The sequence below is a fragment of the Streptomyces lavendulae subsp. lavendulae genome, assembly GCF_002803845.1.
Lineage (GTDB): Bacteria > Actinomycetota > Actinomycetes > Streptomycetales > Streptomycetaceae > Streptomyces > Streptomyces lavendulae.
Genome location: NZ_CP024985.1, coordinates 2,427,698 through 2,451,049, shown reverse-complemented (window position 1 = coordinate 2,451,049; position 23,352 = coordinate 2,427,698). Strand labels below are relative to the sequence as shown.

Annotated in this window: 18 protein-coding genes; 11 read left to right on the top strand and 7 right to left on the bottom strand. The window is 73.2% G+C overall.

Annotated elements, in window-relative coordinates:
- Window positions 1–4: 4 nt before the first annotated feature.
- Both SLAV_RS10225 and SLAV_RS10220 read left to right on the top strand, forming a co-directional pair.
- Entirely contained in the window at window positions 5–760 is a 756-nt protein-coding gene (locus SLAV_RS10225; RefSeq protein WP_037688390.1) for a 4'-phosphopantetheinyl transferase family protein, read from the top strand.
- A 16-nt stretch (window positions 761–776) separates the two neighbouring features.
- A complete protein-coding gene (locus SLAV_RS10220) occupies window positions 777–1,268 on the top strand; it encodes a hypothetical protein (protein ID WP_051841338.1) in 492 nt (163 codons plus the stop codon).
- A 76-nt stretch (window positions 1,269–1,344) separates the two neighbouring features.
- On the opposite strand, the gene SLAV_RS10215 is transcribed toward SLAV_RS10220, so the two are convergent.
- Window positions 1,345–3,108, bottom strand: a complete 1,764-nt coding sequence (locus SLAV_RS10215; protein ID WP_234333835.1) for an AfsR/SARP family transcriptional regulator — start codon at window positions 3,106–3,108, stop codon at window positions 1,345–1,347.
- A 266-nt stretch (window positions 3,109–3,374) separates the two neighbouring features.
- Between SLAV_RS10215 and SLAV_RS10210 the strand changes: the two genes are divergently transcribed.
- Window positions 3,375–4,157, top strand: a complete 783-nt coding sequence (locus SLAV_RS10210; RefSeq protein WP_030238211.1) for an ABC transporter ATP-binding protein — start codon at window positions 3,375–3,377, stop codon at window positions 4,155–4,157.
- Between the two features lie 191 nt (window positions 4,158–4,348).
- The gene (locus SLAV_RS10205) at window positions 4,349–4,612 is read left to right on the top strand and encodes a hypothetical protein (RefSeq protein ID WP_030238213.1); all 264 of its coding nucleotides are present in this window, start codon (window positions 4,349–4,351) and stop codon (window positions 4,610–4,612) included.
- Between the two features lie 117 nt (window positions 4,613–4,729).
- On the opposite strand, the gene SLAV_RS10200 is transcribed toward SLAV_RS10205, so the two are convergent.
- Both SLAV_RS10200 and SLAV_RS10195 read right to left on the bottom strand, forming a co-directional pair.
- Entirely contained in the window at window positions 4,730–7,789 is a 3,060-nt protein-coding gene (locus SLAV_RS10200) for an AfsR/SARP family transcriptional regulator (RefSeq protein WP_100660854.1), read from the bottom strand.
- A gap of 72 nt (window positions 7,790–7,861) precedes the next feature.
- Window positions 7,862–8,341 (bottom strand): Lrp/AsnC family transcriptional regulator, encoded by a 480-nt coding sequence (locus SLAV_RS10195; protein ID WP_030238217.1) that lies wholly within the window; start codon window positions 8,339–8,341, stop codon window positions 7,862–7,864.
- Window positions 8,342–8,469: 128 nt separating this feature from the next.
- Between SLAV_RS10195 and SLAV_RS10190 the strand changes: the two genes are divergently transcribed.
- Window positions 8,470–9,471 carry an asparaginase gene (locus SLAV_RS10190; protein WP_030238220.1) on the top strand — a complete coding sequence of 334 codons (1,002 nt, stop codon included), beginning with the start codon at window positions 8,470–8,472 and terminating at the stop codon, window positions 9,469–9,471.
- Between the two features lie 165 nt (window positions 9,472–9,636).
- On the opposite strand, the gene meaB is transcribed toward SLAV_RS10190, so the two are convergent.
- The 4 genes from meaB to SLAV_RS10170 are packed head-to-tail and all read right to left on the bottom strand — an operon-like array spanning window position 9,637 to window position 15,926.
- On the bottom strand, window positions 9,637–10,623 hold the full coding sequence (meaB, locus tag SLAV_RS10185; protein WP_030238221.1) for a methylmalonyl Co-A mutase-associated GTPase MeaB: 987 nt from the start codon (window positions 10,621–10,623) through the stop codon (window positions 9,637–9,639).
- A 9-nt stretch (window positions 10,624–10,632) separates the two neighbouring features.
- The gene (gene scpA, locus SLAV_RS10180) at window positions 10,633–12,819 is read right to left on the bottom strand and encodes a methylmalonyl-CoA mutase (RefSeq protein WP_030238223.1); all 2,187 of its coding nucleotides are present in this window, start codon (window positions 12,817–12,819) and stop codon (window positions 10,633–10,635) included.
- The gene (locus tag SLAV_RS10175) at window positions 12,816–14,681 is read right to left on the bottom strand and encodes a methylmalonyl-CoA mutase family protein (protein WP_030238226.1); all 1,866 of its coding nucleotides are present in this window, start codon (window positions 14,679–14,681) and stop codon (window positions 12,816–12,818) included. Before SLAV_RS10175 ends, scpA begins: the two co-directional genes overlap by 4 nt.
- Before the next feature lie 24 nt (window positions 14,682–14,705).
- The gene (locus tag SLAV_RS10170) at window positions 14,706–15,926 is read right to left on the bottom strand and encodes an ROK family transcriptional regulator (protein WP_051841341.1); all 1,221 of its coding nucleotides are present in this window, start codon (window positions 15,924–15,926) and stop codon (window positions 14,706–14,708) included.
- Between the two features lie 1,346 nt (window positions 15,927–17,272).
- On the opposite strand from SLAV_RS10170, the gene SLAV_RS10165 reads away from it, so the two are divergent.
- From SLAV_RS10165 to SLAV_RS10135, 6 genes are all read left to right on the top strand, one after another.
- Window positions 17,273–18,271, top strand: a complete 999-nt coding sequence (locus SLAV_RS10165; RefSeq protein WP_051841342.1) for a TauD/TfdA dioxygenase family protein — start codon at window positions 17,273–17,275, stop codon at window positions 18,269–18,271.
- A gap of 53 nt (window positions 18,272–18,324) precedes the next feature.
- Window positions 18,325–18,882: an NADPH-dependent FMN reductase gene (gene ssuE, locus SLAV_RS10155; RefSeq protein WP_030238234.1), complete on the top strand. Its 558-nt coding sequence runs from the start codon at window positions 18,325–18,327 to the stop codon at window positions 18,880–18,882.
- A gap of 44 nt (window positions 18,883–18,926) precedes the next feature.
- On the top strand, window positions 18,927–19,982 hold the full coding sequence (locus SLAV_RS10150; protein ID WP_030238237.1) for an ABC transporter substrate-binding protein: 1,056 nt from the start codon (window positions 18,927–18,929) through the stop codon (window positions 19,980–19,982).
- 8 nt (window positions 19,983–19,990) lie between these two features.
- Window positions 19,991–20,812, top strand: coding sequence for an ABC transporter ATP-binding protein (locus SLAV_RS10145; protein WP_030238239.1), 822 nt, complete (start codon window positions 19,991–19,993; stop codon window positions 20,810–20,812).
- Complete coding sequence (locus SLAV_RS10140) at window positions 20,809–21,867, top strand: ABC transporter permease (RefSeq protein WP_335341814.1); 1,059 nt, start codon at window positions 20,809–20,811, stop codon at window positions 21,865–21,867. The genes SLAV_RS10145 and SLAV_RS10140 overlap by 4 nt, the downstream gene beginning before the upstream one ends.
- 109 nt (window positions 21,868–21,976) lie before the next feature.
- Window positions 21,977–23,311 carry an LLM class flavin-dependent oxidoreductase gene (locus tag SLAV_RS10135; RefSeq protein WP_030238244.1) on the top strand — a complete coding sequence of 445 codons (1,335 nt, stop codon included), beginning with the start codon at window positions 21,977–21,979 and terminating at the stop codon, window positions 23,309–23,311.
- Window positions 23,312–23,352: the final 41 nt, after the last annotated feature.

Here is a 23,352-nt window from a genome sequence, read left to right as displayed (position 1 = left end):
CCACGTGCCCGAACTCGCCTACGCGAACGCCGAGACGCGGCTGCTCGGCCGCACCCACGTTTGGTGGTGGGACCTGCCCGCACACGCCGTTCCTGCCGACGTGGTCCTGCTCGGGCCCGCCGAACTGGACCGGCTGCGGCGCTATCGCAAGCCGGCCGATGCCGCCGCCTACGCTGCCACCCGGGCCGGTGCCCGACGCGCCCTCGGCTCCGTCCTCGGCATCCCCGCGCACGAGATCACCCTCGGTCGCGCCGCCTGCCCCGGCTGCGGCGACCCGCACCACGGGCCGCCCCGGCTGGAGCGCCCCGGCCTGCCCGTCGCCATCAGCATCTCCCGCACCGCGTCCCGCGGAGTCATCGCCGTCCGCTCGGACACCGCCGTCGGCGTCGACATAGAGGCGCTGCGCACCATCGGCGACCCGTCCAATGACCACCTGGCCCAGATGGCCCTGACCCCCGCAGAACGCGAAGCCCTCCTGGACACGCCCCCGGGCCCGCGGCGGGACGGTCTCTTCCTGCGGTGCTGGACCCGCAAGGAAGCGGTGCTCAAGGCCGTGGGCCTGGGTCTCGTCGGCACCGAGCTGAACCGCTTGGAAACCCACCCGCGGACATCGGGGCCGGTGGTGGTCGAACACACGCAGGACGGCCCCACCACCCGGTGGTCGGTCGAGGACCTGGACCTCGGCGACCGCTACGCGGCAGCCGTGGCACGGCCGCACGGCCCGGCCCCGTCGGGCACCCACATTCACCCGCACGACTGAGACGAGGAGACCTGCGATGACCGTAGAACTGGCCCTGACCCCGCCGGACCGTGCCGCCCAGGGACAGGAGTGGGACGCGTACGTGCAGGAACTGGCCGCCGTGGTGGCCGCCGCCGATCCCGGTTCCACGTACGACTGGGAGGCCCGCGAGCGGATGCGGACCTCGGCCTGGGTGCGCCACGTGTACGAGCACCCCGCCTCCGCCCTTTTGCTGCGGCATCCGGACACCGGCGCGGCGGCCGGGGCCCGTCGCCGCGAGGCCGCTGAACTGGCCGGCAGGCTCGACGGAGGCCGCGCCGTGGCCCGCCCCGCCCGCCCGAGCTCCGACGCCTGGGCCGCGGCCGCCGTCGCCGCCATGTGGGAGATCACCACGGCGGCCGTCACCGGCCCGGAACGGCTTCCGCGCGAGCGGGTCGTCTCCGACGTGTGGACGGTCGTGCGCACCCTGCTGGTCCCGGCCGTGGACCGGCACACCCCGGTCTTCCGCCGCCCCCGCGGCGCCTGGTGAGCCCGGGAGCGTCCCGGGGCGCCGTCCGGCCGCCCGATGGTGCGGCGGCGGGCGGATCTGCGCCCCGGGACGAGGTTCACCACATGGGCGTTTCCGACAGCGCCCGCTGGGCGGGGACGACGGCCCGCTCCTCCAGCGTGCGGGCGAACAGCAGCACCAGCTCGTGGCAGTGGTAGATCGGCCGGCCCTGCGCGTCGACACCGGCGATGTCCATCAACGCGGCGTCCACGAGCTGTTCCAGCCCGTACTCGGCCTCCAGCTCCGCCGTCCCGAGGACGCCGGCCACCTCCTGCGCCGTCCAGTTTCCGCCGCGCAGGCGCGCCACACCCCGCAGGGTCCGCAGCCCGGTGGCCGGGAGCGAGCGCAGCGAGCGCCGCAGAGCGTCGCTCACGCTCAAGTCCCCGTAGCTCAGCTCCGCGAGCCGTGCGGCCGGTGTGGCCAGCCGGTCAGCGAGCCGTGCGGTCGGCCAGTGCGGCCGGGCCGCGAGCCGGGTCCCGGTGATCCGCAGCGCGAGCGGCAGCCCCCCGCAGTAGGCCACCAGATCGTCCGCGGCGTCCGGCTCCGCCGTCACCCGGGAGCCGCCGGCCGCCGAGGCCAGCAGCTCCAGCGACCGCGCTTCGTCCAGCGGCGCGAGCGCCATGGTCTGGGCCCCGGCCACCTGCGTCAGCCGGGTCCGACAGGTGATCAGGACGGCCGACTTGACCGTGTTCGGCAGCAGCGGCCGAAGCTGGAGATCGCCGACAGCCCCGTCCAGCACGATGAGCAGCCGCTTGTCGGCGGTGCGCTCGCGGTAGAGCCGGACCAGCTCTTCGAGGTCGTCCTGTACCCCGGGAACCTCGATCCGCCGTTCGCCCAGCGCGCGCAGCAGCCGCACCAGTACGGTGCAGGGATCACGCGGGGTGCCGTCGGGGTCCGACAGGTCCGCGTACAGCTGCCCGTCGGGGTAGTGCCGGGCTCCCCGGTGCGCGGCGTGGACCACGAGAGCCGTCTTGCCCACGCCGGCCATGCCGGTCACCAGGCAGCGCCGGGGCCGCCAGCCGGGGCCGTCGCTCGGCTCGATCACGGCGTCCAGCACGGCCAGTTCGCCGGCGCGTCCGACGAAGTCCTCCACGTCGGCGGGGAGCATCGTCGGCACCGGGTCGCCGCCGGGTGCCCCGGAGGCCGGGTCCGTGGTGTCCAGGGCCAGGCTTCCGGTCAGGACGGCCTGGTAGGTGGCGTTCAGCGCGGCGCCGGGGTCGACCCCGAGCTGCTCCGCCAGCACGGCGCGCCCGTCGTGGTAGACACGCATGGCGTCGGCCTGCCGTCCGCAGCGGTACAGGGCCGTCATCAGCTGGGCGCGCAGCTGCTCGCGCAGTGGGAACTGGCTGACGAGGCCTGTGAGTTCAGCCAGGATTCGTTCGTGGCGGCCGAGGGCCAGATCGGCCTCGATCCGGGCCTCCAGGGTCAGCGACCGGGCTTCCTGCAGCCGTGGGAGTTCGATGTCGCGCAGATGGCCGGTGGCATTGCTGAGCGCGGGTCCCTGCCAGAGCCCGAGGGCCCGGTCGAGCAGCTCCGCCGCCTCCTCGTGGGCGTGTGCCTTGAGCGCCTCGCGACCCCGCCGTTCCAGGTCCTCGAACTCAAGGAGGTCGACTCGGCTGTCGTGGGCCACGAACAGGTAGCCGGGCTGACGGCGGATGATCTCCACATCGTCACCGAGCCGCTTGCGCAACCGGGACATGTAGGTGTAAATCTGAGCGCCCGCCGTCGCCGGGGGGTCCCACCCCCACAGCAGGGAGCTGAGCGCGGTATCGGAGACGACCCGCCCTCTGGAGAGCAGCAGCGCGGCCAGTACGGTGTGCACCTTCGACCCGGAGAGTGGGATCCGGGTGTCACCCCGCCTGGCCTCAACTGGGCCGAGAATTCGGAAGTCCATGCCTCACCCCGTTCGGACACTGTGCATTGAGCACAGATCCTGAAGGTAGGACGGGCGGCTTTTGGCTGGATTTCGCTTCGATTTCGCTGGGATCCGCGTATGCGGCGGCTTCTTCGCCCGCGCGCATAGAGGGAAGAGAGATCCGTCGTGCAGGCTGGGAGTGAACAGCCTACGGCCGAGAGGACTTACCCCACATGAGGACCGAGACGAGCGGCGTGACGTCGTCACGCGGCACCGACCGTGACCGGACTCCCGCACTCAATCTTGTCGGCGTCACCAAGGTGTACGGGAAGGACGGAACCGAAGTCCGGGCGCTCAACGGGGTATCGGTCGCGATTCCACGGGGCACCTTCACCGCGGTGATGGGCCCCTCGGGGTCCGGAAAATCCACCTTCATGCACTGTGCGGCCGGCCTGGACCGCCCCACCTCGGGCTCGACCGAGGTCGGCGGGACCGAGCTGACCCGGCTCGGCGAGACGGCGTTGACGAAACTGCGCCGCAAGCGGATCGGTTTCGTCTTCCAGTCGTTCAACCTGGTGCCTTCCTTGACAGTGCGCCAAAACGTGGAACTGCCCCTGCGGCTCGCGGGTGAGCGGATCGAGGAGGCATGGCTCACGGAGGTGCTGGGCCGCGTGGGCCTCGACGGCCGGGCCGGCCACCGGCCGGGGGAGCTCTCCGGCGGCCAGCAGCAGCGCGTGGCCATCGCGCGGGCGCTCGTCACCCGCCCGGACGTCATCTTCGGCGACGAGCCCACCGGAGCCCTGGACACCGTCACCGCCCGGGAGATCCTCGCGCTGCTGCGCGAGTGCGTGGACGAGGGCGGCCAGACCGTCGTCATGGTCACCCACGACCCGGGTGCCGCCTCGTACGCGGACCGGGTTCTCTTCCTTGCCGACGGCTCCCTGGCCGGACACCTCGACCGGCCGACCGCCGAGGCCGTTGCCGAGCGCATGACCCGGCTGGGCGCCTGGTCGTGAGCATTCCCCACCTGCACCGCAGCCGCCGACGAGGGCTCGCAGGGGGCTGGAGGATCGCATGAGAAGTGCTGTGGGCGGGCTCGAAAGAGCCTCGAAATCCGACTGATATCGAGTCAATAGAGCAGCTCCGTAAGTTCTTCCTCAGCAGCCCGGTGAACACGCCGGGCCACCAACGGGGGAGACAGAAAGACATGCGCAAGCACACCACCGCCGGCATCATCGCCACCACCGTCGCGGCGTTCGCGCTGGCCGTCACGGGCGTCGCCTCGGCCTCCGCGGCCGACCGGCCGGAGGCGCCGTCCCCGGAGGTCCCGTGGACCGCCCCGACCCCGAAGGGCGCATGGGCGGTGACGGCCGGCGCTGAGCCGGAGGTCCCGTGGACCGCCCCGACCCCCAAGGGGTTCCGGGACGCGGTCGTCACCGGCGCCGCCCTCGACGAGGTCCCCTGGACCTGAGCGGACCGGGTCGGCGTTCCCTGCCCGCCGGCCCGATGTGAGGGGCCCCGGCCCCCCGGACACCGAGTCCGGGGGGCCGGGGCCCCTCACCCGTTGTGGCCGATGGCGGCCGCCTGCTCAGGAGTCCGTCAGTCGCGCCAGCTCCCCGGGCGAGGGCGGCTCGGGAGGGCTGGACCGGAAGGCCTGCTGCGTCGCCTCGACCAAACGGGCGGCCCGCTTCTCCCAGACCGAGGCGCCGAGTTCGGTGAAGACGGTCCGTGCCTCGCGCAGCCGGTCCAGTGATTCGGGCAGGCCCAGCAGCAGCTGGGCGCAGCCCAGATCGGTCAGCGCCCGGGCGTGCAGGTACCGGTCGTTGACGTCCTTCGCCGCAGCCTTCGCCTTGCGGAGCACTGTGACGGCCCCGTCCGCGTCACCCCGCCGCCACCGCGATTCGCCGATGCCCCGCAGCGCGTGCCCCTCGCCGAGCCTGTCGCCCTCGTTGTCCAGCAGCTCCAGCACCGTGAGGCAGGCCTGCTCCGCGCTGTGGTGGTCCCCCTGGCGCAGCATGGCTTCCGCGAGCCGGTAGGTGTTCTGGGCCTCCCCGCGCGGGCTGCCGGCCTGACGGCTCTTCTCGATGGCCTGCCTGGACAGCGCGATGCCGGTCTCGACACTGCCGTTTTCCAGTTCGATCTGGGCGAGCAGCCCCAGCGCGTGCGATTCCCCGGCCAGGTCTCCGGCCAGCCGGAACGCGTCGAGCGAGCGGCGCGTCAGGTCCTGGGCCCGGGGCAGGTCGCCGACGAACCGGCGGCACAGCGCCAGGTTGCGCTGGACCACGGCCAGGCCGTGGGGGTCGTCCTCCTTCTCGAACAGCTCCAGCGCGGGCCCGAGCCAGGACTCGGCCTCTTCGTAGCAACGCCGGTAGATGGCGCGGGTGCCGAGGGAGCGCAGCATCGTCGCCTCGCCGCGCCGGTCCCCGGTGTGCTGTGCCGCGGCGAGGGAGGCCTTGGCGCAGGTGTGCCAGTCTTCCAGGTAGTTCTTCGCCTCGAACAGCATGGTGGCGTTCACGGTCAGCCCCCAGGCGTAGGAGCTGCGCCCGGCGGCGGCGGCCTGCGAGACGATGTCCGTGAGGGCCGTGCGCTCTGACTCGAACCAGGCCATCGGGTCCTCGATCAGGTGGTCGACCAGGTGGGCGGGCTGGGGCGTGGCCAGCGGGACGCCGTAGCCCTGATGGTGGCTTCCGCCGTAGCGGCGCTGCCGTGCGGCGTCCGCGATCTGCAGGTAGGAGGCGTAGACGCGCTCCAGGGCGGCGCCCTGTTCATGTTCGCCGTCCTCTGCCTGCGCGCACTCCCAGGCGAACACGCGCAGCAGGTCCTGGCAGCGGTAGCGCACCGCCGGACCGGAGTCCGAGGACACCGACAGCAGCTGCCCGTCGAGCAGTTCTTCGAGCAGTGCCTCGGCTTCGGCGCAGTCGGTGCCCATGAGCGAGGCCGCCGTCCAGGCGGCGAAATCGGGAACGGTCAGCAGGCCGATGCGCCGGTAGAGCCCTCGGGCCGCGGGGGACAGGTCGCGGTAACTGAGCCGGAACCCGGCTCGGACGCCGAGGTCGCCCAGGCTGAGCTCGTCGAGCCGCCTGCGCTGGTCACGCAGGCGCGCCGCCAGATCGCGGACCGTCCAGTAGGGCTTGGCGGCGAGCCGCGCGCCGGCGATGCGCAGCGCCAGCGGCAGCCGGTCGCACAGGGCGGCCAGGTCGGCGGTTGCATCGGGACTCGCCTCGACGCGTGCGGCGCCGGCGATCTCGGCGAGCAGGTTGTGTGCTTCGTCGGGCGACATGACGTGCAGCGGCACCTGGAGCAGCGCGAAGTCGCCGATCAGCTCCACCATCGGGTCCCGGCTGGTGATCAGCACGCAACAGCGGCCGCTCCCCGGGAGGAGCAGCCGGATCTGCTCCACGTCCCGTACGTTGTCCAGCACGATCAGCATGCGCGTGCCGCCCAGCATGCTGCGGTAGAGCCCGGCCCGTTCGTGGAGGTCGGCCGGTATCTGCGCCGCCGGTACCCCGAGGGCGCGCAGGAACTGGTCCAGTACCGCGCTGGCGGTGACCGGTTCCTCCTTCTCGTGGTACCCGCGCAGGTCGGTGAAGAGCTGCCCGTCCGGGAAGCGCGCCGCCACCTGGTTCGCCCAGCGCACCGCGAGGGCCGTCTTGCCCACGCCGCTGACGCCGCTGATGGCAGCCACCATCAGCGGGGAGTGGCCGAACCGCTCGTCCAGCATCTCGTCGAGCGCACGCAGTGCCGTGGCGCGTCCGGTGAACGACGCCGACTGGACCGGGAGCTGGGCCGGTGCCCGGGTGTGGGCCGCGGGCGTCGGATTGTGCACGGGCAGCACGAGGGTGGGCGAATCCTTGAGCACCAGGCTGTGCAGGGTCTGGAGCGCGGGGCCCGGTTCGATGCCGAGTTCCTGGATCATCAGGTCGCGGCCCTCGCGGAAGACGGCCAGCGCGTCGGCCCGCCGGCCCGCCCGATAGTGCGCGAGGATCAAGTGGGCACGGGCCTGTTCCCGCAGCGGGTGTTCTTTGACCAGCGTCGTCAGTGCAGGGATGACGGTGTGGTGCCGGCCGAGCTTCAGTTGCAGGTCGGCGTATTCCTCGCGCAGGCTCAGCCGTACGGACTCCAGCTGGGCGGCCTCGGCCTCGATGCGGTCGCCGGAGAGTCCGTCCAGGGCGGGCCCGCGCCACAGCGCGAGCGCTTCGGTGATCAGTCCGCAGGCTGCGGCGGTCTGGCCCGAGCGGGCCAGGTTCCGAGCCTCGCGCACGCGTGTGTCGAACTCGATCGTGTCGATGTGGTGTTCGGCGCTGTTGAGGACGTATCCCGGGTGCGAGGTGGTGATCAGCTCTCCGTTGCCGGTCTTCTCGCCCAGGGCCTTCCGCAGCCCCGCGACGCAGATCGCGATCTGGTTGCGGGCCGTCGCGGGCGGGCCGCCGGGCCACACCGCCTCGATGAGCGAGTCGACCGAAACCGCCCGGTTCGGTGACAGGAGGAGCATGGCCAGGATGGTCCTCTGCCGCGGTCCCCCGACGTTGATCTTCTCTTCTTCGGCCCTGACCGCGAGTGGGCCCAATAGGTTGAACGCATATCGTCGCACGCTGGTAGATCCCCCGTCAGTGCCAGCAACGCTAATGATCGTTTGAAGTGTCACCATCTACCGGTGAGTAGTCCAACCCGTATCGTCACCTAGGAAGAGTGGGTTGATCCAGAACTCCGGACGAGCAACCTACTGGCGGTAACTTTCGGCGCCCCGGGTGCCGACGGGCAGCCCGGTCGGTTCCTTGATGCGCTTCATGATGATCTGGGAGTTGACCTCGGTGACCCCGGAGAGTGCCGTCAGCCGCTCGATCCACAGGCGTTCGTACGCGCGCAGGTCCGCGACGGCGATGCGCAGCAGGCAGCCCGGACTGCCGAAGAGGCGGTAGGCCTCGATCACGTCGGGAATGTCCTGGAGCGCCGCCTCGAAGGCCTCGACGGCCTCCCGGTCCCGCTTGACCTCGACCGACACCAGCACCTCGAACCCGCGCCCGACGGCCTCCGGGTCGATCACGGCCCGGTAGCCCTGGATCACGCCGTCCTGCTCCAGCTGGCGCACCCGGCGCATGCACGGGGAGGGTGTCAGGCCGACCCGCTGGGCCAGTTCCTGGTTGCTGAGGCGGCCGTCGTGCTGAAGCTCGCGCAAGATTTCGTGATCGATCGCATCCATGGCGCAATTATCGCCCACGGTTTATTACGGCAGCGCTCGAACGCGCAATCGCATTGCGCGTAGATCTCACTATCATTGCCGGGTATAGGAAATCTGTACGAGATCTACGCGAGGGAAGGTGGCCAGGCATGGGACGCATCGTCGTCATCAGCACCGGCGGGACGATAGCCAGCCGGTGGATGGGCTCCGGCTTCGCCGCCGAGGCGGACGGGCGCGAGGTGATGGCCACCGCCCCGCTGCCCGAGGGCGTCAGCGTCGAGGTCGTGGACCTGTTCAGCGTGAACAGCCCCCGGCTCACCACCGCCCACCAGCTGACCCTCCTGCGCACCGTCCACGAGGTGCTCGCCGACCCCGGCGTCGACGGCATCGTCGTCACGCACGGCACCGACACCCTGGAGGAGTCGGCCTTCCTCGTCGACCTGCACCACCACGACGCGCGGAGCGTCGTGTTCACCGGCTCGCAGCTGCCCATGGGATCCGCCGAGGGCGACGGTCCCGGCAACCTCTACGACGCCCTGCTCACCGCCGCCACCACGCGCGGACTCGGCGTCCTGATCACCTTCGCCGGCCGGGTGCACGCCGCCCGGGGCACCGTGAAGACCCAGGCCGTGGCCCTGGACGCGTTCGCCGACCCCTCCAAGGAGCTCCTCGGCAAGGTCGGCTTCGGAAAGGTCGCCGTACTGCGCGGCCCGCAGCGGCCGGCCCCGCTGCCGCTGCCCGCGATGCCGGAGCTGCCGCCGCGCGTGGACATGGTGATGCACCACGCCGACGGCGACCCGGTGCTGCTGAACGCCGCCGTCGAGGCGGGCGCCAAGGGCATCGTCCTGGTGGGCACCGGCGCGGGCAACGCCACCCCGGAGATCGTGGACGCGGTGGCCGCCGCCGTCGCCCGCGGGGTCCTGGTCGCGCTGACCACACGGGTCGCGGCCGGTCCCGTCACCGAGATCTACACCCACGGCGGCGCGGTCGACCTCGTCGCCGCCGGGGCCGTCCCGACCGGCACCCTGCGGGCCGGCCAGGCCCGGATCGCCGTCCTCTCCGCGCTGCTGGCCTCCCCGGAGCCGGCCGAGCGGGCCCGCGTCCTGCACGAGGTGCTGGGCGCGGCGGGCTCGGTCCTCATCGACGCGTAACCGCGCAGGAAGCACGGGGTGCGGGGGAGCGGAGGCACGACCCCCGCTCCCGCGCCGGACCCGACGGCCGGGACGGGACCCGACGGCCCGGACGCGCCCCGCGCCGGACCCGACCCGACGGCCGGACGCGCGCCCGGCCGTCGGGTCACTCCGACAGCCCGTCCGTCAGTTCCGGCCGAACGCCGACAGGATCCGGTCCGCCGCCGAGGTGGCGGTGACGGTACCCGCCCGCACCCCCGCCTCCAGCTCCGGAGCCAGCTCCCGTACCGCCGGATCGGCCCGCAGCCGCTCCAGCAGTTCGTCGCGGACCATCGACCAGGTCCACTCCACCTGCTGAGCCGCCCGCTTGGCCGCCAGCCGGCCGCCCGCCTCCAGCAGCATCCGGTGCTGTTCGAGCCGGTTCCAGACCTCGTCGAGCCCCGCCGACTCCCGCGCGCTGCACGTCAGCACCGGCGGGGTCCAGGCGGCGTCCACCGGGTGCATCAGCCGCAGCGCGCCCGACAGTTCCCGGGCCGCCGCCTTCGCGTCGCGCTCGTGCGGACCGTCCGCCTTGTTCACCGCCAGCACGTCCGCCAGCTCCAGGACGCCCTTCTTGATGCCCTGCAACTGGTCGCCCGTACGCGCCAGCGACAGCAGCAGGAACGAGTCCACCATCCCGGCGACCGTGGTCTCCGACTGGCCCACGCCCACCGTCTCGACGAGGACCACGTCGTACCCGGCCGCCTCCATGACGATCATCGACTCGCGGGTCGCCCTGGCGACCCCGCCCAGCGTCCCCGCGGACGGGGACGGCCGGACGAACGCCGCCGGATCGACGGCGAGCCGCTCCATCCGCGTCTTGTCGCCCAGGATGGACCCGCCCGTCCGGGTGGAGGACGGGTCCACGGCCAGCACCGCCACCCGGTGGCCCAGCCCGGTCAGCATCGTGCCGAACGCGTCGATGAAGGTGGACTTGCCCACCCCCGGCACCCCGCTGATGCCGATCCGCCGCGCACTTCCCGCATGCGGCAGCAGCCGCGTCAACAGGGCCTGCGCCAGGGCGCGGTGGTCCGGCCGGGTGGACTCGACGAGGGTGATCGCCCGCGCGATGTGCGCACGCTTCCCGTCGAGCACGCCCTTCACGTACACGTCGATGTCGATCTTCGGGGGCATGCGCGGCGCCTACAGCTCGTGGCCCAGGTCCGCGGCCAGCCGCGTCACCAGGTCGTGGGCCGCGTCCGGAATGACCGTGCCCGGCGGGAACACCGCCGTCGCGCCCATCTCCAGCAGCGTCGGCACGTCGGCCGGCGGGATCACCCCGCCCACCACGATCATGATGTCCTCGCGCCCCTCCTCCGCCAACTGCTCGCGCAGCGCCGGGACGAGGGTCAGGTGACCGGCCGCCAGCGACGACACGCCCACCACGTGGACGTCCGCCTCGACGGCCTGGCGGGCCACCTCCGCCGGGGTCTGGAACAGCGGGCCGACGTCCACGTCGAAGCCCAGGTCGGCGAAGGCCGTCGCGATCACCTTCTGGCCGCGGTCGTGCCCGTCCTGGCCCATCTTGGCGACCAGGATGCGCGGACGACGGCCCTCCGCCTCCTCGAACCGGTCGACGAGGGCCCGCGTGCGCTCCACGGACGGCGACTCGCCTGCTTCGTTGCGGTACACACCCGAGATCGTACGGATCTGGCTCGCGTGCCGCCCGTACACCTTCTCCAGTGCGTCCGAGATCTCACCCACCGTGGCCTTGGCCCGCGCCGCGTCCACCGCCAGGGCGAGCAGATTGCCCTCCCCGCTGCCGGCCGCGTTCGTCAGCGCCCGCAGGGTGTCCTGGGTGCGCGCCTCGTCGCGCTCCTCGCGCAGCCGCCGCAGCTTGGCGATCTGCTGCGCGCGCACCGAGGAGTTGTCGACCTTGAGCACCTCGATCTGCTCGTCGCTCTCCACCCGGTACTTGTTCACGCCGATCACCGGCTGCCGGCCGGAGTCGATCCGCGCCTGCGTGCGGGCGGCGGCCTCCTCCACCCGGAGCTTCGGGATGCCCGCGTCGATGGCCTGCGCCATGCCGCCGGCCGCCTCGACCTCCTCGATGTGCTGCCAGGCCCGCCGCGCCAGGTCGTACGTCAGCTTCTCGACGTACGCGCTGCCGCCCCACGGGTCGATCGACCGGCAGGTCCCCGACTCCTGCTGGAGCAGCAGCTGGGTGTTGCGGGCGATGCGCGCCGAGAAGTCCGTCGGCAGCGCCAGCGCCTCGTCGAGGGCGTTGGTGTGCAGCGACTGGGTGTGCCCCTGCGTCGCCGCCATCGCCTCGATACAGGTGCGCGTCACGTTGTTGAAGACGTCCTGCGCGGTCAGCGACCAGCCCGAGGTCTGCGAATGCGTGCGCAGCGACAGCGACTTGGCGTTCTTCGGGTCGAACTGCTTGACCAGGCGCGCCCACAGCAGCCGGGCCGCGCGCAGCTTCGCGACCTCCATGAAGAAGTTCATGCCGATCGCCCAGAAGAACGACAGCCGCGGCGCGAACGCGTCCACGTCCAGGCCGACCGCCTGACCGGCCCTCAGGTACTCCACCCCGTCCGCGAGCGTGTACGCCAGCTCCAGGTCGGCCGTGGCCCCGGCCTCCTGGATGTGGTACCCGGAGATCGAGATCGAGTTGTACCGCGGCATGTTCTGCGAGGTGAAGGCGAAGATGTCGGAGATGATCCGCATCGACGGCTTCGGCGGGTAGATGTAGGTGTTGCGGACCATGAACTCCTTGAGGATGTCGTTCTGGATGGTCCCGGCGAGCTTGTCGGGGGAGACGCCCTGCTCCTCCGCCGCCACGATGTAGAGGGCGAGGACCGGGAGCACCGCGCCGTTCATCGTCATCGACACCGACATCCTGTCGAGGGGGATGCCGTCGAACAGCTGGCGCATGTCGTAGATCGAGTCGATCGCCACGCCCGCCATGCCGACGTCACCCGTCACGCGCGGGTGGTCGCTGTCGTAACCGCGGTGCGTCGGCAGGTCGAAGGCCACCGACAGGCCCTTCTGGCCCGACGCGAGGTTGCGCCGGTAGAAGGCGTTCGACTCCTCCGCCGTGGAGAAGCCGGCGTACTGCCGGATCGTCCAGGGCTGGTTGACGTACATCGTCGGGTACGGGCCGCGCAGGTACGGGGCCACGCCCGGGTACGTCGCCAGGAAGTCCAGGCCCTCCAGGTCCCGGCCCGTGTACAGCGGCTTCACGCCGATACCCTCGGGGGTCTCCCACAGCAGGTCGCCCGTGGCGGTCCCGGTGGACTCCTTCACCGCCGCGCGCCACTGGTCCTCGGTCGCGGCGGGGGAGGCCCCGCCGAGGGCGAGCTCGGAGAAATCGGGGATGCTGCTCACTGCGCTACTCCCATCCGGTCGAGTACGGAGGACAGCACGGCGACCGCGTCGCAGCCGGCGAAGACGTACTCGTCCACGGCCTGCCCGGCGGTGCCGGGCCGGCCCGCGAGGAACACGGTGCCCGCGCCCGCCGCGCGCAGGGCGGCGGCCACGGCCTCGGCCTGCTCCTCGTACAGGGCGTCGCTGGAACACAGCACCGCCATGCCGTCGGCACCGCTCGCCGCGTAGGCCGCGGCGGCCGTCTCCGGGTCCACCGACACCGGGTCGTGGACCGGCTCGATCCCGCCCGCCTGGAACAGGTTCGAGGCGAAGGTGGCACGGGCGGTGTGCGCGGCCGCCGGACCCAGCGCCGCGAGGAAGATCCGCGGCCGGGCGCCGGTGGCGGCCAGGTGCGCGTCGCTGCGGGCGCGCAGAGCCTCGTAGGCCTCGTCGCGCCGGACGCGGGGGAGCCCGCCGGCCGGGTGCGCGGGCGCGGCCTCGCGGACCACCGGCTTCTCCGACAGCAGCGGGAACTCGCTGACGCCGGTGATCGGTTCGCGGCGCGTGGCCAGCTTCTTCGACCGGGCGGCCCAGGTGGCGGCGAGCCGCTCCGCGACCAGCCCCGAGCGCAGTGCTGCGCCCTGCCCGCCGGCCCGCTCCACGGTCCGGAAGAACTCCCAGGCGGCTTCGGCCAGTTCGTCCGTGAGCCGTTCGACGTAGTACGAGCCGCCGGCCGGGTCGATGACCCGGGCCAGGTGCGACTCCTCCAGCAGCACGGTGGAGGTGTTGCGGGCGATCCGGCGCGCGAAGGCGTCCGGCAGGCCCAGCTCGCTGTCGAAGGGGAGCACGGTGACGGAGTCCGCGCCGCCCACGCCCGCCGCCATGCAGGCGACCGTGGTGCGCAGCATGTTCACCCAAGGGTCGCGCCGGGTCATCATCACCGGCGAGGTGACGGCGTGCTGCCGCTGGGCGCCCGCCTCCGCGGCCCCGCAGGCCTCGGCGATCCGGGCCCACAGGCGCCGGGCGGCGCGCAGCTTGGCGATGGTCAGGAACTGGTCGGCGGTCGCGGCGTAGCGGAACTCCAGCTGTCCGAGGGCGGCTTCGATGCCGAGACCGGCGTCCGTGAGGGTCCGCAGGTACGCCACCCCGGTGGCCAGGGACAGTCCCAGCTCCTCGGCGGCGGAGCCGCCCGCCTCGTGGTACGGCAGGGCGTCCACGGTCAGCGCGCGCACGCCGGGCCAGGAGGCGGCCGTCTCCCGGGCCAGTTCGACGGCGGGCGCCGGGTCCAGGGCCTCACCCGTACGGGCCTCGTGCCCCAGCGGGTCGATGCCGAGCGAGGCGCGCGCGTCCTTCGGGGCCACCCCGCGCCCGTCGTACAGGGCCAGCAACGCCCGTGCGGCGTCGGCGTAGTCGGCTCCCGAATCCAGGACCACGGGGGCGAGGTCGAGGTAGACGCCCTCCAGGGCCCGCGCGAGGCCGTCGGCCGGCAGACCGCCCCGGCCGACGGTCAGCCAGAGGGAGGTGGTGCCGTTTTCCAGGTCGGCGAGGGCCGCCTCGTTGATCCGTACCGGGTCGCTGCCCGCGAACCGCTGGCGCACGTCCCAGCCCGAGGTCCCCGTCCCGGCGGGCGTACCGCCGCGCACGAAGGGCGCGAAGCCCGGGAAGCCGGTGTCGGGGCCGTCCCCGTCGGGACGTGCCGTGTACAGCGGGCGGGTGATGAGCCCGTCCTCAAGTGTGGTGGACAGCGCGTCTTCCGCCGCCTCGCCGGATACTTCCTTGCCCGACTTGCGCAGTACGCCCTCGACCAGGCGTTGCCACTGCTCATGTGTCGCGTCAGGAAATTCGGCGGCCAGGGAGAGCCCGTCGTCAGGCAGGACCGTCATGGCTCGAATGCTAGGGGGGCCCGCTCAACCGAGACCATAACCGCCGGATGTGATCTCGCACTCCCAGGTCAGCCCGGCCGGGTCCCGGAACAGCGGGTCCAGCAGCACCGTCGCGGCGGCCTGCGGGAGGACGGCCGGACCGGCGTGCGGGGCGATGATCCGTTCGGGATCGTCGCACACGTGCGAGCGCTCGACGGCGGCGGCGCGGATCTCGTCCAGATAACCCTCGTGCAGTACGCCGGACAGTTCGGTGACCACCATGACGGCCGGGTTGAACACGTCGAGCAGCAACGCCGCGGCCCGTCCGACGTCCCGGGCCCGCTCGCGCAGCAGCCGGTCCGCCCGCGGGTCGCCGGCCGCGGCGGCGTCGACGAGGAGGGGGACGGACGGGTCGGGCACGATCCCGCGCCGCACGGCCTCGGCGCCGAGCGCGGTGTCGGAGGCGGCCGCCTGGAGGCAGCCCGTACGTCCGCACGCGCAGACGGCCCCCGACCCGGGCACCGGCAGGTGCGCCACGTCGCCCGCGGCGGAGCCGGGACCCTGGTGGACGGTGCCCTCGATGCCGAACGCGGCGTCGACCACGTTGCCGATGAACAGGTGCACCAGGCTCCGGCGGGCCGCCGGATGCCCGAAGAGGATCTCGGCCCCGGCGACGGCACGGGCGTGGTTGTCCACGTGCACGGGCAGGCCCAGGGCCCGCGACAGCTCGGTGGCCAGCGGCCGCTGCCGCCACCCGAGCGCCGGATGGCGTACGACGGTCCCCGCGTCGGGCCGGACCCAGCCGCCGAGCGCGGCGCCGACGCCGAGCAGGGGGCGGCTGCCGGTGACGTACTCCCGCAGGAAGCGGCCCAGTTCCGCCGCGATGAGGCCGGAGAGGTCCGGGTCGCGGGGGTCCCGGTGCGGGAAGGCGCGGCGGGCCAGGACCTGCCCGCGCAGGTCGACGAGGCTGAAGGTGGAGGCGGGCACCCCGATGTGCAGCCCGGCCGCCACCGGTCCGCCGACCGCCCCGGTGTGCAGGTCCAGCGGGATCCGGGGCCGTCCGGAGCCGGCCCGGCCGGCGGGGTCGGGCAGCTCGCGCAGCAGCCCGGCCCGGAGCAGGCCGGTGGTCTGCCGCGACACCGCGGCGGGGCTCAGCCCGCACAGCGGGGAGATCCCGCTGCGGGCCACGGGCCCGTGGTCGAGCACCGTCCGCAACACGGAGGCGGCATTGGCGACCCCCCGCCGGTCCCCGGCCATTCGCATCATCCCCCGATCATGCCGGACCCTGCGGGGCAACCGGGGCCACGGGCGCCGCCCGACTCGGCACGGCACCGGGCCCGGGGCGCGGTCCTCCGGGCCCAGGGCCCGAGGCCCCGGGCCCCCGGCTCTCCGTCCCCCCCCCCGGCCCCGGCCCCGGCCCCCGTCCCACGGTTTCCCGGTGCCTCCGGGCTCCCGGTTTCCCGGCCCCCTGGGTTCCCCGGCCCGCCCGGGCTCGCCGCCCTCGGCCGCCCGCGCTGTCCGTCCCGGAGGTCCGGCTCTCCGCCCCCGATTCCCCGGTCCCCGATTCCCCGCCCCGCTCTCCGTCTCCCCTGGCTCCGGGCCCCGGCCCTGGTTCCCCCGGGGCCCCGGGGGTGGGTGGCGTGGGGCGGGTGTGAGCCGGGAGGGCGGGGGCAGTCGGATTGCCCGGCAGTGCGGTCCGGACGCGTCGTCCGGTGCCCTCGCCCCCGGTGGGCCCCCTGCTCCAGGGCGCGCTGGTGCCGATGGTCGCCCCAAGCCTTGCGGCCGGCCCGGAGCGCGTGGTGCGTGGCGGCGGCATTGCGGGGCCGTGAAATCCGGCCACGGTTTTCGGCCGCCGGGTGGTGAGGAACGTGCAGGTCAGTGCCCGTGCGGGGGGTCTGGGGGCGGGTGCGGGGCGGGGGTTGACCCGCGACGGGGGCGCTGACAGGCTCCGGGTCATGACCGCGAACGTCCACATCGCCCCGCGGCTCTGCACCCCCGGCCCCTGTCCCACGCCGGGCCGGTGTCCGGGCCTCTGTTGCTCCTGACCCGCGCCCCGCGCCCCGGGCCCCGGAGCCCGCTCCGGCGGGACCGGCCCCGGCCCGTACGCGGCAGCGCCGTCGCCGAGCCGGAGTCGGCGTTCCTGCCCGTAGCGCCCGGGGTCCCGGATCCGCCGTGCCGTGCCGTTCCGTTCCGTCCGTCGGGCGGCCGCTTCCCCAGGGGATCTGCTCCGGCGGGCCCGTCCGCCCGGTTCCTCTGACGGGGCCGGGCCACACCGGGCTCGGCCGGGTCGGCCAGGGTCGTTCTGCCGACCGGGCTTTCGGGCCCGGGCGGCCCCCGCGCTCCCGGCCCGCCGGCCCGGTTCCCCCTGACGGAACCGGACCGGGCCCGGTAGGGGACCCCCGGTCCGGCCCGCCGGCCGCCCGGAGCGACCCGGCCGTGGGGTTCGGGGGCCCGCTGTCCCGGGTCCCGGCGGACGGCCAGGGAGCCGGGGCACGACCAGGCGGGACCGGCGCGCGACCCCCAGGAGCAGTTCCGATTCGTGGCGCCCGTTCGCCTCGGCTCATTTCTTCCGCAGCGGAAATAAATCCACCACCCACACACCGGGAGTAACCGTGACCACGCTCACCGCCACCACCGCCACCACCGTCACCCAGCTCGGCGGCCGCATCGGAGCCGAGATCGGCGGCGTACGACTCGGCGGGGACCTCGCCCCCGAGGCCGTCGCCGAGATCCGCACCGCCCTCCTCGCCCACAAGGTCGTCTTCTTCCGCGGCCAGGACCACCTCGACGAGGCCGGCCACGAAGCCTTCGCCCAGCTGCTCGGCACGCCGGTCGCCCACCCCACCGTCCCCTCCGCCGACGGCCGTTACGCCCTCGGCATCGACTCCCACCACGGCGCCCGCGCGAACCAGTGGCACACCGACGTCACCTTCGTCCCCGCCTACCCCGCCTTCTCCATCCTCCGCGCCGTCACCATCCCCCCGTACGGCGGCAACACCCTCTGGGCCAACACCGCCACCGCCTACACCCACCTCCCCGAGCCGCTGCGCGCCCTCGCCGACGGGCTGCGGGCCGTCCACTCCAACGAGTACGACTACGCCGCCCTGAAGCCCGACGCCCTCCCCGAGGCGCTCGCCCAGTACCGCGAGGTCTTCACCTCCACCAAGTTCCTCACCGAGCACCCCGTGGTCCGCGTCCACCCCGAGACCGGCGAACGCACCCTGCTCCTCGGCAACTTCGTCCAGCGCATCAACGGCCTCACCGGCCGTGACTCCCGTACCCTCCTGGACCTCTTCCAGGCCCACATCGAGAGCCCCGAGAACACCGTCCGCTGGCAGTGGCGGGCCGGCGACGTCGCGATCTGGGACAACCGCGCCACCCAGCACTACGGCGTGGACGACTCCGACGACCACGAGCGCACGCTGCGCCGCGTCACCGTCGACGGCGACGTCCCGGTCGGCCCCGACGGGCTGCCCTCCCGCCTGATCAGCCCCGAGGCCGTCCCGGCCCCCTCCTTCGGCATCCCCTCCGGCGCGTCGAACGGCTCCGCCGACGCCGAAGCCGAGGCCGATGCCGCCTCCGCCGCCTCCGCCGCACCCGCCTCCGCCTGATCTCCGCCCCCTCCGGGCCGCCGCCCGGTCCGCCCTCCGCCCGAGGAGCCCCCGTGCCCAAGCTGCTCGCCCTCACCGGCAGCCCCTCCGCCCAGTCCCGCACCGCCGTCGTCGCCGACCACGTGCTGCGCCGGCTCTCCCACTCCGGGTTCGAGACCGCCCACCTCGCCGTACGCGACCTGCCCGCCGCCGACCTCCTCGCCGCCCGCCGCGGCGAACCGGAGATCCGCCGCGCGCTCGAAGCCGTGGCCGAGGCCGACGGGCTGGTCATCGCGACCCCGGTCTACAAGGCCTCGTACACCGGCCTGCTCAAGGCCTTCCTCGACCTGCTCCCGCAGGACGGCCTGGCCGGCAAAACGATCCTGCCGCTCGCCACCGGCGGCAGCCTCGCCCACGTCCTGACCATCGACTACGCGCTGCGCCCGGTCCTCGCCGCCCTCGGCGCCCGCCACGTGACCGCGGGCCGGTTCGTCCTGGACTCCTCGGTCGAGCGCGGGGCCGGCCCCGACCGGCTGCGGCCCGAGGCGGAACTGGACCTCTACCAGGCCGTCGACGAGTTCTCCGACGCCCTGCGCGTCTCCGGGGCGGCCGCCCTCAGCCCGGCCCCCTGACCCCGAGCCCCCGACCACCCCGCAGACAGCGACAAGGACCAGCCATGCCCGCAGCTCCCACCCCGACCACCCGCACCCGGCGCCAGTTCCTCACCCTGCTCGGCATCTCGGCGGCCGCGGTGAGCTGCGGCACGGCCACCGCGACCGGCGGGTCCGCCTCCGGACCCGCCGCCGCACCCGGCAAGCAGATCACCGCCCTGAAGTACCAGGGCGCCGTCGGCGCCGTCACCCTTCCCGAACTCGCCGCCGACCTCGGCTTCCTCGGCAACCTCACCCTGGACTGGGTGGGCAACACCATCAGCGGTCCGCAGGACATCCAGTCCGCGGCGACCGGTCAGACCCACTTCGGCGGCGCGTTCAACGGCGCGGTCGTCAAACTCGTCGCCGGCAAGGCCCCGGTGAAGGCCGTGATCTCGTACTACGGCTCCGACAAGGACACGAACCTGGGCTACTACGTCCTGGAGGACAGCCCCCTCCGCGGCCCCCGCGACCTGATCGGCAAGAAGGTCGGGATGAACACGCTGGGCGCCCACGCGCAGGCCCTCCTCGACATCTACCTGAGCCGGGGCGGCCTCTCTCGGGCCGAGTCCGACAAGGTCGAGGCCCTCGTCGTCCCGCCGGTCAACACCGAACAGTCCCTGAGACAGAAGCAGATCGAGGTCGGCGTCCTCAGCGGGGTCCTGCGGGACAAGGCCGTCGCGGCCGGCGGCGTCCGCCCGCTGTTCAGCGACTTCGACCTGCTGGGCGCCTTCAGCGGCGGCACGTACGTGATGACCGAGCGCTTCATCAAGGAGAACCCGGACACCGTACGGACCTTCGTGACGGGCGTGGGCAAGGCCATCGACTGGTCCCGCACCACGCCCCGCGAGGAGGTCGTCGCCCGGATGACGGAGATCGTCCGCAAGCGCGGCCGCAACGAGGACGTCTCGACCCTGAAGTACTGGCGCTCCTACGGGGTCGCCGCGCCCGCGGGCCGGATCGAGGAGAAGGAGTTCCAGCTCTGGATCGACTGGCTCGCCGAGCGCGGCGAGATCAAGAAGGGCCGGCTGAACGCCGCGGACCTGTTCACCAACGAGTTCAACGGCAACGGGAAGGGCTGACGGCCGCCATGGCGAAGATCGTGTTCGAGTCCGTCACCAAGACCTTCCCCACCAAGGACAAGAAGCGAAAGGAGGAGTTCACGGCCCTCGACGGGATCGACCTGGAGATCGGCGCGGGGGAGTTCGTGGTCGTCGTCGGCCCCAGCGGGTGCGGCAAGTCCACCCTCCTCGACCTCCTCGGCGGCCTCACCCGCCCCACCTCGGGGCGGATCCTGCTCGACGGCGAACCGGTCACCGGGCCGGGTCTGGACCGGGGCATCGTCTTCCAGCAGTACGCCCTGCTGCCCTGGCGCACGGCGCTGGGCAACGTCGAGTTCGGCCTGGAGGCCACCGGCGTCCCCCGACGTCAACGGGCCGCGCGGGCGCGGGAGTTCCTTGACCTGGTCGGCCTCACCGGATTCGAGGACCGGCACCCGCACGAGCTGTCCGGCGGCATGCGCCAGCGGGTGGCGATCGCGCGCTCGCTGGCCTACGACCCGGACGTGCTGCTGATGGACGAGCCGTTCGCGGCGCTCGACGCGCAGACCCGCGAGTCCCTCCAGGACGAGCTGCGCCGCATCTGGCAGCGCACCGGGAAGACGGTCGTCTTCATCACGCACGGCATCGAGGAGGCCGTGTACCTCGGCCAGAAGGTGGCCGTCATCACCTCCCGGCCCGGCAGGGTCAAGGAGGTCGTCCCGGTCTCCTTCGGCGGCCGGGCAGCCGGCGCCACGGGCGAGGACCTGCGCTCCAGCCCGGAGTTCGCCCGCTACCGCCACGAGATCTGGACCCTGCTCCACGACGAGGTGGCGCGCGCCCAGCGCCTGGAGAAGGAAGAGGCAGCCGCATGACCACCCCCACCCGCCAACCCCACCCCACCACCCCGCCGCCCCCGTCCACGGCTCCCGACCCGTCCGTGGCCAACGCCCCGGCCCCCGCCCCGGCCCCTGGCCCGGCCCCGGCCAATGCTCAGGCTCCCGCCCCGGTCCCGTCCCCGCTGCCGGTTGCAGCCCCCGGTCCGGCCCCGGACCCGGTACCGGCATCGGCAGCGGGCCCGGCCCCCGTAAGCGGAACCGACGACCCCCTGCCGAGACCCGAGAGTGCGCCCGCCCCCGTGCGGGCCCCGCGGCGGGTCGCGGTGGTGGGGCGGTGGCTGCGGGCCGGGCTGTTGCGTTCGGCCGCGATCCTGCTGCTGCTCGCGGTGTGGGAGACCGCGCCCCGGGCCGGCCTCGTCGACGCCACCTTCCTGCCGCCCGTCAGCGAGGTGGCCCGCGCCTGGTGGGACCTGCTCGGTGACGGGCAACTCGGCGAGCACACCCGGGCCAGCCTCACCCGCTCCTTCGGCGGCTTCGCCATCGCGGTGGTGATCGCCGTCCCGCTGGGCCTGCTGATCGGCTGGTACCGGCCGGTCGCCGCCTTCCTCGGCCCCCTGCTGGAGCTCTTCCGCAACACGGCCGCCCTCGCGCTGCTGCCCGTCTTCGTCCTGCTCCTCGGCATCGGGGAGACCTCGAAGGTGTCGATCGTCGTCTACGCCTGCGTGTGGCCGATCCTGCTGAACACCATCAGCGCCGTTGGCAACGCCGACCCCACCCTGGTCCGGCTGGCCCGCTCGATGGACCTGTCCACGCCCCGGCTCTTCCAGAAGGTGATCCTGCCGTCCGCCGTCCCGGTGATCTTCACCGGCATCCGGCTCGCGGGCGCGGTCTCGATCCTCGTGCTCGTGGCCGCCGAGATGATCGGCGCGAAGGCGGGACTCGGCTACCTGATCAACGCCTCGCAGTTCAACTTCGCGATCCCGCAGATGTACGCGGGGATCGTGACGATCTCCGCGATCGGCGTGGCCTTCAACCAGGTCCTGGTCACGATCGAACGCCGCCTCAGCCTCTGGCGCGTCCCCGCAGCCTGACCCGCCCCGCCTGACCCGCTTCGCCCGCCGCGACCGCCCCGCCGCGACCCGGGCCCGCGCCACCCGACACCCGCGGAGCGCCCTCCGCGTCCACCGACAGGGAACAGACATGTCCGCACCCCGCCGCACCCTCCACCTCAACGCCTTCCTGATGAACGCCGGCCACCACGACGCCGCCTGGCGCCACCCCGCTGCCAGCCCCGAGCGCGTCACCGACCTGCGCTACTTCCAGGAGCTGGCCCGTACCGCCGAACGCGGCCTGCTCGACTCGATCTTCTTCGCCGACGGCCTCGCCCTCTGGGGCAAGGCCCGCCACAACGCCCTGGGCGGCTTCGAACCGCTGACCCTGCTCTCCGCGATCGCCGCCGTCACCGAGCACATCGGGCTCATCGCGACCGTCTCCACCACCTTCAACGAGCCCTTCCATACCGCCCGCAAGTTCGCCTCCCTCGACCACATCAGCAACGGCCGCGCCGGCTGGAACATCGTCACCTCCGGCACCCTCGACGAGGCCCGCAACTTCAACCGCGAAGAACACCTGGAGCACAGCCTCCGCTACGACCGCGCCCGCGAGTTCCTCGACGTCGCCACCAAGCTCTGGGACAGCTGGGAGGACGACGCGATCGTCCTCGACAAGGAGGGCGGCGTCTACGCCGACACCGACAAGCTGCACCCCGCCGCCCACCGGGGCGAGTACTTCGGCGTCGCGGGCCCGCTCAACGTCCCCCGCTCACCCCAGGGACACCCGCTCCTCGTCCAGGCGGGCTCCTCCGAGGACGGCAAGGAGTTCGCCGCCCGGTACGCGGAGGCCGTCTTCACCGCCCAGCAGACCCTCGCCGACGGCCAGACCTTCTACAAGGACCTCAAGTCGCGCCTGGCCCGCTACGGCCGCACCGAGGACGACCTGCTCGTCCTGCCCGGCATCGCCCCCGTCATCGGCTCCACCGAGGCCGAGGCGAAGGCCCTGGAGCGGGAGCTCACCGAGCTCCAGGTGCCCGAGTACGGCCTGGCGCAGCTCTCCGGCATGCTCGGCGTCGACCTCACCGGAGCCGATCTCGACGGCCCGCTGCCCGCGCTCCCCGAGGAGCGGGACATCAACGGCAACAAGAGCCGCTTCACGCTCGTCGCCGAACTGGCCCGCCGCGACGGGCTCACCCTGCGCGAGCTGATCGCCCGCCTCGGAGCCGGGCGCGGTCACCGCGTGTACGCCGGTACCCCCGAGCAGATCGCCGACCAACTGGAGGAGTGGTTCACCCAGGGCGCCGCCGACGGCTTCAACATCATGGCGCCCGTCCTGCCCACCGGCCTGACCGACTTCGTCGACCACGTCGTGCCGGTCCTCCAGCGTCGCGGCCTCTTCCGGACGGAGTACACCGGCTCCACCCTCCGGGAGAACTACGGCCTGCCGCGCCCCGCCAACCGGTACACCCGGCCGACCGGGTGAGCCGGTCTCCCGGGTGACCCGGGAGGTGGCGCGCGGGCGGC